A 17,604-nucleotide genomic window follows, 5' to 3' on the forward strand; every position below is an offset into this window, starting at 1 on the left:
AAATCCGGAAGTGATTGTTATTTCAATGGAAAGTGTTAATTTGTGCTAAAATTTACAAACAAATATTAAAAGAAAAGTAGCCGAGGCGTGTCAATACGACCAATCATTTCACCCCTAATCAACGCCCTGATCTACGCTTTACATCAACCTCCCCTGGTCGGTTTGCAGCGATGCAAGACCTGTTTTTTTCATAAGCTCCTTCCAAACAACACCGTTCCCCAACGGTAATCTTTCAAGTATTCAGAAGAACAAACCGGTCGTCGTGTACGACCTTGACTTTAGGATATCGAATTAAATTTTAGTCACTCTAAACTGATGCTTATGAATCTAAAAGTTAATTTTTTGAGGAAATGTGCAACACTACTAGTTGTGTCTTTCGTCAGTGTCGGAGCTTTATTCGCTCAGGACGTGAATGTTTCCGGAACAATTACAAGTTCCGAAGATTCCGGCCCGCTGCCAGGTGCTTCTGTCCTGGAAAAGGGTACCACACGCGGAACGATAACCAATATCGATGGCTATTATCAGATTACTGTGCCCAAAGGTACGGTGCTTATTTTCTCGTTTATCGGGATGGAAGAACAGGAAATTAAAGTTGATGCCTCCCAAACGCTGAACGTAGTTATGGATCCCGCCACCGAGGGAATTGGCGAAGTGGTTGTGACTGCCTTGGGGATCGAGCGTGAAGCCAAAGCACTGGGTTACGCGGCAACGAAAGTGCAAGGCGAGGAGTTAGCCAAAGTGAACACCATAAACCCGGTGTCGGCCTTGCAGGGAAAAGCTGCCGGTTTGAGTATCTCCGGAAGTGATGGAGGTATTTTTGGTTCTTCAAAGATTGAAATTCGCGGGGTATCCACCCTGAATAATCAAAATAACCAGCCTATTTTTGTGGTCGACGGGGTAATCCTGGAAAACGATATTGCCAATGTTGGCCACTACGATTGGGCGGGCGATGCCAATGACTTCGGGAACATGCTGAAAAACCTGAACGTGGATAACTATGAGTCTGTTAACGTGTTGAAAGGCTCCGCCGCAACGGCCCTGTACGGCTCGCGCGGTATTAACGGTGCTATCGTTATTAAAACCAAAGATGGTAAAGGAGCCAAAGGCTTTGGTATTGTGGTTTCGCAAACCTTCTCGGTTGACCATGTTTATAACCAGCCGGACTTTCAAACCAAGTACGGGCCCGGTAACTATTATGGCAACCGACCTTACACCGGCGATTCGTTCGGACAGGGCTATTATACAACGCTAAAAAACGGGAGCTCGGTGCCCAGTTTGATTAGTGCAGGTGCCAGCCGTATGTTTGGTCCCAAGTATGATCCGAATGTGCAGATTGAAGATTACGACGGAACAATGATCCCCTATGTGCCGGTGGATAATTTCTTTGTAAAGATGTACGATCTGGGTTGGGGATCCAACACGAATGTGGCTTTGCGCGGAAGCGACGAAAAAGGGAACTTTTATCTCTCTACGGGCTATACCAAGCGTAATGGTACTTCACCCAGAAACACCTTCGAGAAATCGTCGGTTTTCTTCTCCGGTTCGCGAAAACTGGCTGACTTCCTGACGGCCAATGCGTCCATCTCCGTTACCGGCTCCGAAGCAGGTAACCCACCGATTAACCTGGGGGAAAATATCATTACCAGCTTGGCATGGAATGCCATGTATGATCCCGATAAATGGAAGAAAAGAAGTGTTTACCAGGCAACGCATGGTGGAGTTCCAAGCAGCAACCTGGGTGATGAATATGCCTACGTACCTGGCAACGGTGTTTGGTTTAATGCTTATTTGAATAAAAATGTCCGCAAGGAAACGGTTGTTCGGCCAATTGTTAAACTGACCGCAACAGTGACCGACTGGATGCAGATAATGCTCGAGGCCAACGTGAACATCTATAACACACAAAGTGAAAATAAAAGCCTGGGGCAAGGCTATCAGAATGAAGGTGGGCAATACAGTATTGCGCACACAAGCGATATCTCAAAAACCGGCAAGCTGTCCTTCCTGTTCGATCATAAAACGGGCGATTTTACCCACAGCCTTTTGCTGCACGCCGAACGTTGGAGTCAACGTATTACCGAAACCGGAGTTCGTACCGATGGTGGCTTAATTGTTCCGGGCCAGTATTTTATCGGCAACTCCAAAAATACGCCAGTCTTGCTTAATAACAGGGTGAGCGGAACCAAGCAAATTAATTCCTTGCTGTACCGTTACAGTGTTGATTGGCGCGGACAGGTGTATCTCGATATTACCGGACGTAACGACTGGTCGTCAGCTTTGGTTTACACCAATATAAGTGGTACCTACTCGTATTTCTATCCCTCAGTCAGCGGTTCCTGGCTATTCTCCGACACTTTCGAGGATGTCATGCCGTCGTGGGTGAGCTTCGGTAAACTGCGCGCATCGTGGGCCCAGGTGGGTAACGATACCAGTCCGTATTTCATCAATAAAGGTTATCAGGTGGGCAATATCGAGCATGCCAATGGCAATGTGATTACCAACTACCTGGACGAAACCATTGTGGATACCGAGTTGAAACCTGAACGGAAAAACTCCTACGAGTTTGGTTTGACACTGAATACCCTCAAAAACCGACTGAATCTGGATGTGGCTTATTTCATCGACGAAACCACCAATCAGATCAGCACCATCCCGCTGCCCGAGGCTTCCGGGTTTTCCAATATGCTGACTAACGTGGGGACCATCAAAGGAAAAGGGGTTGAATTGACGCTGACAGGTAAACCGGTGGATAACCGGAATTTCAAATGGACATCAACCTTTAACTATTGGAATGTGAAAAATACTATTACCAAGCTGCACGACCTTGTGGGTGACTATAAGTTGCTGTATGGAGATCCCGCCTACGGAAACTACCGCGTGGGGGCTGTGGCTTTTGAAGGCGGCGAGTATGGTGTGCTTTACAGCGATTCCAAGGCGGCGACCGACAGTCAGGGGCGCCCGTTGATGACTTGGCACGATGGTGTTAAAGCACCTTATTACAAACGATCGGGCGTGGTTGAGAAAGTTGGTAAGGTACGTCCCGATTTTGAAGGATCGTGGGACAACTCATTCCAGTATAAGGCCTTCTCTTTCGGCATTCTGCTCGATATGCGTTTCGGAGGACATGTTGCCAGCTTCCCCGCCCGCTACGGAACAGCTTATGGTGTGCTCGAAACATCGCTCGACGGAGGTGAGACCACCGGTGACTTCCTGTCGGCCAAAAATGTGAACTGGACCAGTAAATATTCCGGACAGAGTTACGAACATGGGGTTATCCCGGTTGGTGTGTTTGCCGAAGGAACGATCATTACCGGGCCTGATGGCAACCAACACGACGTGAGCGGGATGAGCTGGACTGAAGCCGCCGCAGCCGACATTGTTGACGATGCCGTGGACGAAGGCCAATGGGCCTACTGGTATAACTCGTGGGGAGCCGGGGTGATTAACCCCAACTGGTTCTATAAACTGAGCTATATCGCTGTTCGTAACATCTCGATTGGTTATAATGTGAAACTGCCCAAATATAAAATTCAGAACTTAAATGTAAATCTGAATATTCGCGATGCCGGTTATTTGTATAACTCGTCGCCCAGCAACTTACATCCTGAGGCAGCACGTGGTACTGGTAGTGCCCAAACAGCGTTCCACCGAACCTTGTTGCCTTATACCCGAAGCTATACTTTAGGTCTTCAATTCACATTCTAAACACTTAAACCGTAAGCAAGATGAATAAAAAGATATTGATAATTGCGACATTCCTTGTGACCCTGCTCTTCGGTATGCAAAGTTGTAACGATGACAACTTTTTTGCGGACAAGGATAAATTTGCCGATCTGAACTCGGATCCATCGGTGGTCTCCGATCCCGATATTCGATTTTTGATATCCCGGGCTATGCAACAGATGTATAATAACGATTATACCGTGTGGTTCTATAGCTACAACGACTATGTGTATCCCTATTCGCAGGTTGCAGCTTCAACTACGGCGGGGAATAATACGACCTTTAACGAAGGTAGCCTGACCGGATTACAGAATCTGTACAGAGCATTGGTGCCTGGCGTTGATGCCCGTATGCGGATCGATGATTTGGATGCCGAAGAACGAAGTTCGAGCCAGGCCATGAAAGCGTTGACTTATGCCATTCAGATTTATGTGGGGATTTCGAACCTCGATTATATTGGAGGAATGTCCTACTCAGAAGCGGGTTTGGCAAATTACACCACACCACCTCTGTTGACGCCTAAGGTTGATACAGAACAAGAGCTGTTTAATCTGTGGCTCGATGAGCTGGATCAGGCCATTGCCGATCTGGGCAAGTCCGATCAGTTCTCGTTGGGAAACCAGGATATGATGTATAAGGGGGATTACACCAAGTGGTCAAAATTTTGCAACTTGCTGAAGCTGCGTATTGCAGCCCGGCTGGTGAATGCCGATCGGGCGAAGGCGCTCCAAATAGCTCAGGAAGTAGGTGCATCAAGCTATATGAATGAACTGGGTGACGACCTGCTGTTCAATGTAGGTGTGAACTACCGCGGAACCGGAGAAGGTGTTGGCGACGGTTGGATCGGCTATGCCGCGAATAACCTGATTGAATTTCTGAAAGCCAATAAAGACCCGCGTCTGCGATTTTTATTCCGGAAGAATAACTTCAATCCCGAAGTCATCGATGCCATCATCGAAACACTGGGATTCGATGGTTTGCCAAGCCAAATTCAGGATATTATCAACCTGAACGGCGAAGGTAAATTCGATAGTTGGAAGAGCGGCTATGAAGAGCCCTGGGGACGATATTGGGGTGTTCCACTGTCGACGGCAGCGATAACACAAAATGAGTATTTTCAGCAGTCAACCTTGTTTTTTGCCACCAAGGCCGACGGTTCCAATCGGAAAACATACACTTGGTCTTCGGTGATTGAAGAAAAGAACCAACGGACAACGCTGACTTACACCTATCCGACCAAGCCCGGTGGATCGGTCTTGCAGGTTGTGGGCAACGAGGTGCCGCTTTATGTGCTGCTGGGAAGTGCTGCGGAAACCAATCTTTACCTGGCTGAGTTTAAATTGTTGGGTGCCAACTTGCCGATGACTGCCCAGGAGTATTTGACACAGGGGGTTAGTCTCTCGGTTCAACGGATGGATAACCTGGCCGAACGCCACGAGATCCCTTATTACGATGAAGATCCGGTGTTGGCCGACCCGGCCGAAGGTGCCACCAAATTGCAGGATGGAGAACTTGCAGCCTTGTTGTCCAAAGATATCTGTACCTTAGATGGTACCGACGATTTGGAGAAGGTTTACATTCAGCAATACATTCAGAATCTGATTACTCCGGGAGATTTGTGGACAACCGTTCGGCGTAGCGGTATTCCTAAAGTGGGAAGTGCTTATTTTGCCTGGGAAGATTTTGGCGTGGGCAATATTCCGCGACGCGTAGCCATCAATACCCCCAGCGAGGCTGACCTGATGTATGATATTATTATTGCTTATTATCAGGCAGCAGGGATCACAACCAATACCAATACGGCATCGGTGCTGAGCTCCGAACGCTTATGGTTCGATAAAAATAACCCGAATTACGGAGCCGGGCCTATCGAGTAGGCGACTGCTTATTAATTCAGAAGCTTAAGCTACTTGTTAATGTATACAGAAAACCGCTGTTCGTATCGGCAGCGGTTTTTTTCCGTATTTTTAGCTTTATCCCCCGGTTGACTGATCAGCAAGGCCATTGGTAATAAGCCTTTGCTTGTGGTTACACGTGCTGAGAAGCAACTGACTAAAAGATTGTAACCCAACAAGCAACACGTAAAATGAAACTTATTCGTCTTCTAATCATTACAGTTTTGAGTGGATCCTTTTTCGCTGCAAATGCACAGGGTGTTTCTGTAGTTGGTAAAGTGACAACCTTTCAGGAGTATCCGCTTCGGAATGTGTCGATCGTGTTAAAAACAGCCGGCACCGAATACCTCACCGATTCTGCCGGATTATTTCAATTTCAGTCCGGACCAAACGAGAAACTCCGGATTAGCGCACATGGATTTGTTACAGAAGATGTTCGGTTGAAAGATTATAAGTCAGGTGATACCCTGCGTGTTGATCTGCGGTTTCGAAATAGTGAGAAGAATTTCAACTATGCCACCGGATACGATTATATCAGCGCCGATCAACTGTCGAGTGCGATAGCTCATTTTGAGTCGGGCCCCGATTACAGCAGCTATAACAGCATCATCGAGATTATTGAAGGACGGGTGCCCGGAGTCAGTTGTACCGGCAGTTCAATTCAGATCCGCTCGTCGCAGCTGCTCGAAGGGGGAACCGCTGATGCCTTGCTGGTGGTGGACGGTGTGATTGTCGATTACCCGGTTTTTATCGCAGTACCCCCCTCGCAAGTCAAGTCAATCGACATGTTAAAAGGTGCGGCAGCCTCAGCCCGCTACGGCTCCCGCGGCATGGGTGGTGTTATTGTTGTGAAAACCAAAGCCGCGCAATAGCAACTTGGATATGCAATAATATGGATAAACAAATTCATGAAATGAGGAAACAGAATTTAAAGCGCCAACTAACGAAATGGTTATCAAATCCGGATCGCCTGGCCCTAAAGCCACACCTGTTATAGGATATTTATTCTTCATCAATTTTTTCTTTAAAAGATAGGTTTAGGGTTGTGGTTCTACAGGATGGAAAATCAGACATCAAACTATCTTTGATCTTCCTGATATCGTAAAAATCTATTTCAGCCATACAATATCCAGGCGCCATGCCTTTATATTGAGCTATTACTTTACCGCGCGGTGAAATAATCATTGATACACCCGCGTAATTCTTCTTTGTTGGAGTAGTTCCTGTTGCATTGCATGCCATCACAAAACAAGCATTGTCGTAGGCACGGCATTTCAACATCATCTGAAAGCGTTCCATCTTTTCTTCGGGTGTTTCGCGTGGCGAAGCAAAAGCAAAAGCCAACAAATTGGCACCTTGACATTGATATTGTAAACTCAACTCAGGATAATGACTTTCGAGACAAAGATGCATCCCAATTTTAGAATGGTTCAGTGATAATAATTCCAACTCCTTGCCCAATTCAAATACTTCTTTTTCGTGAACCGATAAATGTGTTTTATTGTGTTGATGAATAATGTTACCGTCCTTAAAAGTCAGTTGGGCAATAGCTGCTCCCTTATCTATCAGCATGGGTATACCTACAGAAAAAGTTATTGAATACTGCTTCGAAAGTTGTTTTAATTTTAAGATCGTATCATCAGCAACAGAAAGGAATGAGGCAAGATCATCGGTAGTATTGATATAACCAGATACCGAAAGTTCAGGAAAAAGTGCGTACTCTACCTCCTGCTTTTCCAACTCGCTTAAAAAAGACTCAATGCAACGGAGATTTTGCTCAATAGCCAGTGTTTCCATCCACGAACTTACGGCTGCAATCCTCATTGTTGATTTAGTTATATCCATCATCCTTAATTGTAAATATTTTGATGTGATACAACTCGCATTATCTCCGAAACAATATCTTCAACCTTGTTGGTTGTATGTGCTTTTAACTGATTGCACCAAAATTCGAAAGGTTGATCTGAATCGTTAATAATGCGAACATGAAAATCTTCAATCTCATTGGCTTTTACCGGTTTAATTCCTTTTCGCATTAAAGCCCGTCGCAAAAGCACGTACTCAAAACCATGACCGACAACCGGAACCGTTAAGTTATATTGATGAGCCACTTTAAACATGCCCGTTTTGTTATCAAATTCAATTTTATCCTTTTTAAACATCGCCTGAAAAGCATTTTGCAGAAGCAAGTCTTCGGGAGTTCCGGTAATAATCGCCTCGGATTGCAACAACCACAGGCGATCGGCCATTTGCAAGGCTAAATCTAAATCGTGAGTAGACATTAAAATAGATTTGCCCGTTTGAACAGCCAGCTTGCGCAACAACTGCATTACTTCAACCCGAGCAGGCAAATCAAGAAATGCAGTAGGTTCATCTAAAATGATGATGGGTGTATCCTGAGCCAAGGCTTTGGCAATGGTAGCTTTTTGTCGTTCGCCATCGCTGAGCGAAGTAACCAGGCGGTTTCGTTTATCACCCATTCCACAACGCTCAATAGCCTGCTCTATTATTTGTTTATCTTCAGAGTTTAAACGGCCTAAAAAACCCGTATGCGGACTTCGGCCATAGGCAACCAGCTCGTAAACCGTTGCGTTAGGCACATTAATTTTTTCGGTAAGAACAACTGCTACCTGTTTGGCCAGATCTTTCTCATTCATCGCTTCAATTGTTGAACCGTTAATACTAACGCTACCTTCAATTGATTTCAAAAAACCGCTTATGGTTTTTATCAAGGTACTTTTACCGGTTCCGTTTGCTCCCAACAAACAGGTTAATTCGCCATTGTTGAGTCCAGCATTTAAGTGCCGTGCCACAACCTTGCCTCCTTTTGAAGAACGATAACCGGTTGATAGGTTTTCTATTTGAATGGATTGCTTCATCGATACAAATTGATTTTAAACAGATAATTGATCGCGACGACGACGCCAGATAACTGAAATAACTACCGGAGCTCCTACAAAAGCAGTTACTGAATTGATAGGCAGGGCACCGTCGAATCCAGGTAGTCGGGCAATTAAGTTGCATAGCAAGGCCGTTGCCGAACCCAGAATAGCACTATTCAGTATTAGTATATAATGATTGGAAGTTTTAGAAACCATCTTTGCCAGATGAGGAACAGCCATACCTATAAAGATGATGGGCCCACAAAAAGCCGTTACAGTGGCAGTTAAAACTCCCGATAACATAATAATCAGAAAACGAGATCGTTCGATTCGTAATCCAAGGTTACGTGCATAATTATCGCCCAGCGAAAGCATATTCAGCCATTTACCCAATAACAGGCTTAACAGCGAAACTGCAAGTGTAAACAACAGAAAGTAGTTGGCGCGATCTAACGACAGCTTACCAAAATTACCCAATCCCCAGATCACATACGAATGAATGTCTTCTTCGAGACTGTAGAACTTCATAATGCTAACAAGCGAGTTACTAAGATAGCCAATCATCACGCCCATAATTAAAACAGAGAGTGTACCCCCAACGTGGCGGGCCACCATCAGAATAATAAATAATATGCCCAATGCTCCGGCAAAGGCAGCAAATAATACAGCCATATCGCCTACCAGCCCCACGCTGCTTAATGAATATCCGAAAAGATTACCGGCTATCAACACCACAAAACCCACTCCCAGGCTAGCGCCTGATGAAATACCCAAAACTGATGGACCAGCCAATGGATTCCTGAAAAGCGTTTGCATCAGCAAACCCGATATACTTAACGCACATCCGGCGGCTAAAGCCACTAACGCTTGTGGCAGGCGGGTTCGGATAAGAATATTGCTCCAAACAACATTTGGAGTATCGTTATCAAACAATACATTTAGCACTCCTTCAAATGGAATATGAACCGAGCCCCAAGCCAGGTTCATCAGAAATAAAACGATAACCAACGCCACCCCGGCTAAAAGCTTAAGCAGCGTAGTATTTGTATTATTATTCTCCAATCTCTTTCCAGTAAACAGGTTTATAATCAGGTAGCAAATCGGGATGAAAATGATGAATATAATCGGCCAATAATATTTGAGGTCGTAAACCCGATTCTTCGCGATAAGGAATATCTCTTAAATTACACACCAACACATTTCCGGTTCTAAAAGCATCGAAATCGGCATATCGCTCATCTTCTTCTTTTAACATTTTCTTACCAAATCCATGAGGAGAGCTGGTTAAAACCCGCCAATATTGAGCATCGTGCGCCAGTGCATACACCGATTCGAAGTCCATTGGCGAAGCTCCGGTTTTATGATCTTTAATTACATACTCTGCTCCGGCATCGGTAAATAGCTGAGCAAAGAAGCTATCGCCACCAGCCACATACCATGCACTTCCCTTCATTTTACCACTAAAAACGGTTGGCCGTTTTTTAATATTTTGAGTTAAGGACTTAAGTCGGTTATATTCATTGGCAATATCCGAGAAAATAGAATCAGCTTTGGACTTTTGATCGACAAATAAAGACATGAATTTAATCCATTCCGCTCTACCTAAAGGTAATTCCTCAGAGTAAGCAGCCATCGGAACCAAAGGAATACCCATATTTTTAATCATATCGTACCCGCCTGTTTTATAAGGCGAAACAAAAATAACATCGGGATTGATGGCAGCAATTATTTCGGTGTCGAACACCCCTTCTTTACCTACTCGCAGTATTTTTCCGTTCTTTACACGTTTTTTGATTTCCTGATTAAATAAATGACGACTGCTGTTAATACCTGCCACGCCATCAATGGCATCCAATTCGATTAAGTAAGCAAGTTGAGTTGAACTCAAGCAGATGATTCGTTGGCAAGGAACTTTAATTTCGTTGGCTTTTAGATCCTCCTCATAATTGGCTGGAAGCAAATAGAACTGAGCCAACACACCAGATAGATCTTTGGGATTAAAAATAGTAACGCGTGTTTTATTATCAACTGTATCGATACTAAAACCTTTGGCATATTGCATATTACTATAGGCACAATTGGTTTCAGATCCCTTTTCGTTGGAGCAGGATGCAGACCAAACTAACAAATAAAGGATTGTTAATTGCCCAATAAACCTAAATCTGAATATTCTTTTATTCATCATGTTTAACTTTATCATTATATCAATCAGCCATCGTTTGAATGTTCTACAATTTTCCAAAGGTTTCTTTTAAATGTTTGATCCAAACATCTACTATTGCATCATATTCAGCTAATCCTTTTAGAACAGTTTTCACTTCGAAACCTTGTGCCTCCAATTGCGATTTCCAACTATCAGCATCATCCCCTGCCATATCGTTCTGAGCATGATCACCCGCAACCGACATAAATGGTTGTAGATAGACTTTTTTTATTTTTTGATCTTTCAGCTTTTCGATAATATCCCCTAATTCAGGATATCCTTCTACTGTTCCTAAAAAAATGGATGGTGATTTTTGCCAAAGATAATATTGAAAGCCGGGATAATAAACATTAGACTGATGACTTGTTCCATGTCCCATTAAAACAACAGCTTCACTTTTTCCTATTTTTTCAGGCAAAACAGATGACATAGCATCGAGTGTAGCCATCATATCTTCGTGCGTATATAGCAATGGTTCTCCAATTAATACTACTTTGGCATTTTTAGGCATATGATTAAAAGCTGTTACTGTTTGCTTTAGCGCATTATATTCTTCACCCGGGATAATATGAAGCGACTGAACAGCAATATGAGTATAGCCGTCGCTAGCCATTTTAGCCAATGCTTCGGCTGGCGAATCCACATGTTTACCTTGCTTATGAAGTTTTTTTCGTATAAAGTTGGCTGTGTATGCCCAACGAATTTCAGTATCAGGGAATGCACCTTTTACCTTGGCTTCTATTCTATCGTATGCCTGTTGTGCATTGGCATAACTGGTTCCAAACGTTACTAGAAGAATACCTGATTTATCCTTAACCGTTTCTTTTGCGCTAACACTTATACAACTCATTATAAGTAAAATAAAACCCAGTTTAATATATTTATTTGTTTTCATAAGTACTTTCAGTTAAGATCGTATCCCTTTGTTGATCAACTATATGTTGAGTTATTAAAAACCTACTTTGCATCTTGACTCTTTTGTTACCACTTAACTTTTTACCTTTTAAAATGGCAAGTATTTAAAGGATGAACACTTGCTACCTTTGTTTCTTATTATTATAATGTCTACTCAAACAGCTCTATTGAATTAAATGCCTATAACATGCAAAAACCACGAATACATCAAAGCACAAAAAACAAACTCATAAGTCATCCTATATACTTATGAATTTGTTTTATCAAACTCTTTATGTTAGTATGCAAAGAATAGTTGGGCAATAATAAAATACTGCCCTGATTATTTATTTTGCAAAAACGATATTAACTCCCACTTTAAATGTGCGTCCCGGAGTAATGGTACTGCGGTTAAAACCATCAGGTAAATCATCTACATAATCAAAAATGTTATCGATCCCCAAAGTAGCTGTTAATTTGGTTCCGCTAAAATCAGCAAAAGTATGTGTGGTTGTAAAATTCCACAAATCGTATCCCTTGGCATTTCCCTCGGTATCGTTAAAAAAGCGTTCATCCTGAAATCTACCAGTCAGTAATAGATTTAAATCATAGTCTTTCCATTTATGAAGATAACCAGCACGAACATTACCATAATTCTGCGCCACATACTCCAAACGAATATCATCATTAAGATTTTTTGCATCTACATAACTATATCCACCACCAACTGAGAAACCTGCAGGCAATTTGGCATCAAACATTACATCTACACCTTTGGTGCGAGCTTCTTCTACATTGTAATGTTGACGTCTGCGTTTAACGCCGTTATCTGCATCTTCGGGTAAAGTATCTACATCGCGATAGGTAATCAAACCTTTTACATCGTTTTGATAAGCACTTACACTGGCACTTAACCAATTGTTGTGATAATCTACACCCAAAGTATAGTAATCCGATTTTTGAGGATCCAAATCAGTGTTACCTAAATACATGGTACTTCGCATTACATAGTGATAGTATTGCTCTTTTAGTGTTGGAGCTTTAAAACCTCTGGAATAAGTACCACGAATATTAAAATTATTTAGCTTATATAATGCCGAAAATTTAGGCGTTGCGATGGTTCCGAAGTTATCGTGTTTCACCACACGTACACCTGCTGTAAGCATTAAATCTTCGAACAGTGTTAATTCGTCCTGAGCATAAAACGATAAAGTATTAACATCTACCTCACCATTTAAAATGCGTGTTTCAGAACGGTAAATCTCCTGAACCAACTCCGATCCTACCGATAACGTTTGGTTATTACCGATGCGTGATACCCAACGTAAATTGTAATCGCGTCGTTGCTGATCATTATTTAAGGTAAGTTCTCCCAAACGAAAATCGCCATCCTCATCGGTTTGATTGTATTTGTAGTAATATTTGTATCTGTCAGAATTAAAATCGAAAGCTAAATGTGATTTTTTCGAAAACAAATACTTCGCTCCAACATTGTAACTCAAATCTTCGAAATAGAAACCATAATTAGATACTGTAACCGGGCGCATTAAATCGTTGATGTAGTATGATATTCCTCCGTTAATGCTTAAATTTTCATTGATATTATAGCTTAAATCCTGGCGGATATTACGGTTGACATATGCATTCTGAGTCATTGCATCGGTTTCAACCACTGTATAAGTTCCATCATCATTCCAATCATCAAGCTCGTAAGTACTGTTTTGCCAGCCATCGGTTTGATTCATCGAAAAAGTAGTACTACCCGATAGCTTATCGAAGTTGAAATCGATGTTATTGGTTTGTTGCAAGGTGTTGTAACTCGAATATTGAGTGTTGTTTCTGACAGACAGACCTCTGTTTGATTTTTTAGTGATGATGTTAATAACACCTCCAATGGCATCGGATCCATACAATGATGAAGACGCTCCTTTTACCACTTCGATGCGCTCAACATTATTAGGAATAATTCGTCCCAAGTCGTTCATACCTCCCATATCACCGTAAACGCGACGTCCATCAATTAAGATGACGATAAAATCGTTTCCTAAACCATTTAATTGAATGAAAGATCCCATTACTCCGGGTGTAAAATCGAACGAAGGACTTACTGATTGCATTAAACTCATAAAATCAGGGGCAGCCACTTCTTCAATCATTTTCGAACTGATTAATTCAGTTGGTACAGGAGCTGTTTTAAGATGATGAGGCGTGCCGGTACCTGTTACAACTACTTCGCCTAGATTTCCTTCCGACTGTATCATCTGAATGCTTAAATTCTTTTTATCTGATTGTAAGTTTACATCCAAACGGTATCTTTTATAGCCCGAGTACGAAGCACATACCTGATAATCGCCAGTTTTAATATTGTTTAATTTAAAGTTTCCATATACATCGGTAGCAGTTCCAATGGTTGTTCCATTGATATAAACGTTGGCGCCTATTAGCGGCTGCTGCTGCTCGTCGGTTACTACACCCGTCACGCTAACTCGTTGTTGTCCATATGCTAATCCTGACGTTATTAGAACGGCGCATATGAAAGTAAATAATCTGATCATTTTTATTTTAAGTTGTTCTCCGAAATATTCTGTAATTAAGCTATGTAAAAAAAACATATGAAATCAGCCTTTGCTATCTAATTATTAGTAAGTGAGGAAACAGCAAGGCTGAAATCATATGTGGCAGATTAAAACATAACACTATTATTAGTCATTCATGGCATCAGATAAATGCTGCATCCAAATGGCAACAATTTCATCGTAATCGCCTAAACCCTTCATTACATCAGTAACCTGGTAACCTTCTGCTTCTAATCTTTCTCTCCACGATTGTTCTTCCGGATCTGTCTCGCCAGTGTTACCATTCATATCATTATTGGCATGATCTCCGGCAATAGACATCATTGGAGTAATGGTTACTTTGGTTGGTTTAGGAGAAAGAGTTGCTAACTCATTAATGATTCCGCTAATTGAAGTAATACCAGCTTCAAAGCCTGTACCTTCAACAGTACCCACAAAGAAGTTAGCATTTATCTTCTTTAATTCAGTTTCTAATTTTTTGTATTGCGCATCGGCAGCATGAGGTGTACCGTGTCCCATAAAACAAACCGGACCTTCGGCAACAGCATCTTTAAATTTATCAGCCATTACTTCAGCTACTTTTTTAATATCAGCATCTGAGTTTAGTAAAGGTTTTCCAACCAAACACTCAACACCCGGATACTTAGTTTCCAATTCAGCAACATCTTCTTGTAACTCGTCGAATTCCTCACCAGGAATAACGTGTAACGATTGAATAGCGAATTTAGAGTAACCATCTCGTACCATCACTTCAAAACACTCTTCAGGAGTATCTCTGTCGATAATTACACCGTTTAAACTACCTTCGCCATTACCCTGACGTAATTTATTCAGAATGATATCAGAAGTGTATCCCCATCGGATTTCTTCGCCTGGGAAAGCTATTTTTGCTTTGGCATCTACATTGGTAAAAGTTTGTTGTGGCGCTTCGTACGATGATCCGAAAGTAACTAACACAATACCCTTTTTATCGCCCAAAACAACCGACGAATTTTCGTCGTCATCACTACATGCTGTAAGCCCTGCAAGGGCCATTAAAAAATAAACTACGGTTTTGTTAATTTGTCTCATTTTTTTTATCTATGTTATAATTCCGTTATCTATAGTTGTTCGTGATATTTATGGTATTTGATATTTAATCCTACCAGATATGTTCTTCCAGGAGAAAGTGTGGCGTAATGTGATCCATAAGGACTATGATCGATAAAATTCAATAAATTATCGATGCCTAGCACTACTGTTATATCGCAATTATTTAAATGATAGAATGTATGATTGGTGGTTATTTCACAGAGTTGGTAAGGTTTAGCATACGAGCGTGTCTCGTCTTCTTCGAGGTAGAATTTGTCTGACTTATATACCCCCGATACATTGGCATTGAATTTATAGTCTTTCCATTTTTTTGTCCACGATGCTTTGGCTGTGGCACTGTGAGCAGAAATTCCATTCAAACGGATGTGTTGGGTAAGGTTTTTGGCATCGACATAACTATAGCCCAAATTAACTTTAACCTGTTTAAACAATTTCATTCCCACATGGCAATCAACCCCAACACTTCGAGCCTCGTCGATATTATATCGCCATTTAAACTCCTCAATTTCTTTTTTACGATTGTATGATAAGGTATCGCCGGTTAAACGCGTATAATCATCGGCACTAATAATCAAATAATCAATCATATCATTTACTTTATTGAGGTAAACCGATACTCCTGCTGTAAATGATTTGTTTTTATAATCGGCTGCTAATGAAAAGTAATGCGACTTTTGCGGTTTTAAATCTTCATTGCCCATATACAATCGATGCATTCCCATGCGATCGCTCTCGTAGAAATAATAAAGCTCGCGCAAGGTGGGACTCTTAAATCCATTGGCATAAGTAGCACGTAAGGTGAACGGTTTAAGGTTATACATTGCCGATAGTTTGGGTGTATACTCCATACCCGTTTTATTATAATAGATGGCTCGCACACCTGCTACTACACTAAAAGCATCAGCTAATTTTATCTCATCTTGTACATAAATCGAATAGGTACTGGCATTGGCATCGGCAACAGTAAGACGATATTGCGATTCTAACATTTCGTACAAAAACTCGGTTCCCACACTCAGGTTGTGAGTATCGTTTAATTTAAACACTCCCTTTGCCTGAGCAATCAGAGTTGTTTCGTCGGAATTTTTAAAGCGATCTCCCGGATAAAAGGTTAATCGTAAAACACTACCATCAACCATATACGACTCGTTATATTTATAAGGATACTCGGTATAATACAGGTAGTTATTATAATCAACACTAAAATTGATTGTACTGTTGGGGTTGATGGTATAATCTCCTCCGACCGATACTCCCCTATTATTGTAATAGTAGTTATGCATTTGGGCTTTAAACGGAAAGAACAAGGTTTTTTCGTACCACGAACCACCAGCATACAATTTTAATTTTTGATTGATACGATAATCAAAGTCTTGTGATATGGTATACGCATTACTCTTATTAACAGGCTTATAATAGGTTTCTTCTAAAAACGGAAGATCGTGATTGCTTTGCCAGGCATTATTAAACTTCAAATTATTTAACTGCCACCCATCGGTATGTCTGTAATTAAACGAAGTTTTACCGGCCCATTTATCCCCATTAAAACTAAGTGTGTTTAATTGCTTAACTCTTCCATAATCTTGGATAGATGAGCTATTGGTTACATCAAGTTTATTCAGTGTTTTTTTGGTAATGATATTGATAACACCTGCAATAGCATCTGACCCATATAAGGTTGAAGACGCTCCCTTTACAATTTCGATTTGCTTGATATCGTTGGCATTTAATCGGCTCAAATCGGTGTATCCACTCAAACCGCCAGTTAACCTTTTGCCATTTACCAATATTAAAACATAATCGTTACCCAGACCATTAATCTTCAGGTTGGTTCCCATCGAACTCAAAGTAAAATCGAGCGAAGATGAAACACCTGCCAAAACCTCTTCTACACTTTGTCCGCCAACTTCAGCAATATCTTTTTGGGTAATAATTTCGGTTTGAACGGGTACATTATCTAAATGATACGAAGTTCCGGTACCGGTAACAACAATTGGAGAAATAGTTTCAGCCTTTGGTATTAAAGCAATATCAATTGTACTGATTCCCTTTGACAAAGTAATTTTCTGACTATATTTTTCATACCCCAAATGAGTTACCTGCAATACATATTCACCTTGAGGTAAATCAGCAAAGCGGTACTGTCCGTCTACACCCGACGAAGCAATACGATTAATATTTTCGATATATACATTGGCAAAGTCAACCTTTTGCGAGTTGCTTTTATCGTACACCTTACCTTGTAAAACCACACTTTGCGCACATACAGGCAATAATATAACCTGCACAAGTGCCACAAATAACAATTTATGCATTGTAAAAAAATTACTAATGCATCC

The 17,604-nt window shown here is 41.6% G+C and carries 11 protein-coding genes; 3 read left to right on the top strand and 8 right to left on the bottom strand.

All coding sequences use genetic code 11. The features are described from left to right. Positions 1–321 precede the first annotated feature (321 nt). The 3 genes from C8N47_RS07930 (at position 322) to C8N47_RS07940 (ending at position 6,490) form a co-directional block, all read left to right on the top strand. A complete protein-coding gene (locus C8N47_RS07930; RefSeq protein ID WP_245915689.1) occupies positions 322–3,705 on the top strand; it encodes a SusC/RagA family TonB-linked outer membrane protein in 3,384 nt (1,127 codons plus the stop codon). 20 nt (positions 3,706–3,725) lie between these two features. Further along, on the top strand, positions 3,726–5,600 hold the full coding sequence (locus C8N47_RS07935) for a SusD/RagB family nutrient-binding outer membrane lipoprotein (RefSeq protein WP_245915690.1): 1,875 nt from the start codon (positions 3,726–3,728) through the stop codon (positions 5,598–5,600). A 209-nt stretch (positions 5,601–5,809) separates the two neighbouring features. Continuing rightward, the gene (locus tag C8N47_RS07940; RefSeq protein ID WP_107822005.1) at positions 5,810–6,490 is read left to right on the top strand and encodes a TonB-dependent receptor plug domain-containing protein; all 681 of its coding nucleotides are present in this window, start codon (positions 5,810–5,812) and stop codon (positions 6,488–6,490) included. Between the two features lie 130 nt (positions 6,491–6,620). Here C8N47_RS07940 and C8N47_RS07945 read toward each other — a convergent pair whose 3' ends face one another. The 8 genes from C8N47_RS07945 to C8N47_RS07980 all read right to left on the bottom strand — a co-directional run bounded on the left by C8N47_RS07945 (position 6,621) and on the right by C8N47_RS07980 (position 17,562). After that, entirely contained in the window at positions 6,621–7,466 is an 846-nt protein-coding gene (locus tag C8N47_RS07945) for a carbon-nitrogen hydrolase family protein (RefSeq protein WP_107822006.1), read from the bottom strand. Positions 7,467–7,468: 2 nt separating this feature from the next. Next, positions 7,469–8,497, bottom strand: coding sequence for an ABC transporter ATP-binding protein (locus C8N47_RS07950; protein ID WP_107822007.1), 1,029 nt, complete (start codon positions 8,495–8,497; stop codon positions 7,469–7,471). A gap of 15 nt (positions 8,498–8,512) precedes the next feature. After that, positions 8,513–9,562: an iron ABC transporter permease gene (locus C8N47_RS07955; RefSeq protein WP_107822008.1), complete on the bottom strand. Its 1,050-nt coding sequence runs from the start codon at positions 9,560–9,562 to the stop codon at positions 8,513–8,515. Then, positions 9,552–10,685, bottom strand: coding sequence for an ABC transporter substrate-binding protein (locus C8N47_RS07960; RefSeq protein WP_170111334.1), 1,134 nt, complete (start codon positions 10,683–10,685; stop codon positions 9,552–9,554). The genes C8N47_RS07955 and C8N47_RS07960 overlap by 11 nt, the downstream gene beginning before the upstream one ends. A gap of 43 nt (positions 10,686–10,728) precedes the next feature. Continuing rightward, positions 10,729–11,598: a sirohydrochlorin cobaltochelatase gene (locus C8N47_RS07965; RefSeq protein ID WP_107822010.1), complete on the bottom strand. Its 870-nt coding sequence runs from the start codon at positions 11,596–11,598 to the stop codon at positions 10,729–10,731. Between the two features lie 346 nt (positions 11,599–11,944). Then, positions 11,945–14,152: a TonB-dependent receptor gene (locus C8N47_RS07970; protein ID WP_170111335.1), complete on the bottom strand. Its 2,208-nt coding sequence runs from the start codon at positions 14,150–14,152 to the stop codon at positions 11,945–11,947. A gap of 147 nt (positions 14,153–14,299) precedes the next feature. Further along, positions 14,300–15,244, bottom strand: coding sequence for a sirohydrochlorin cobaltochelatase (locus tag C8N47_RS07975; RefSeq protein ID WP_107822012.1), 945 nt, complete (start codon positions 15,242–15,244; stop codon positions 14,300–14,302). Between the two features lie 29 nt (positions 15,245–15,273). Next, the gene (locus C8N47_RS07980; RefSeq protein WP_170111336.1) at positions 15,274–17,562 is read right to left on the bottom strand and encodes a TonB-dependent receptor; all 2,289 of its coding nucleotides are present in this window, start codon (positions 17,560–17,562) and stop codon (positions 15,274–15,276) included. Between the last annotated feature and the right edge of the window lie 42 nt (positions 17,563–17,604).

Origin of the sequence: Mangrovibacterium marinum (assembly GCF_003046625.1) — a bacterium.
Taxonomy (GTDB): Bacteria; Bacteroidota; Bacteroidia; order Bacteroidales; family Prolixibacteraceae; genus Mangrovibacterium; species Mangrovibacterium marinum.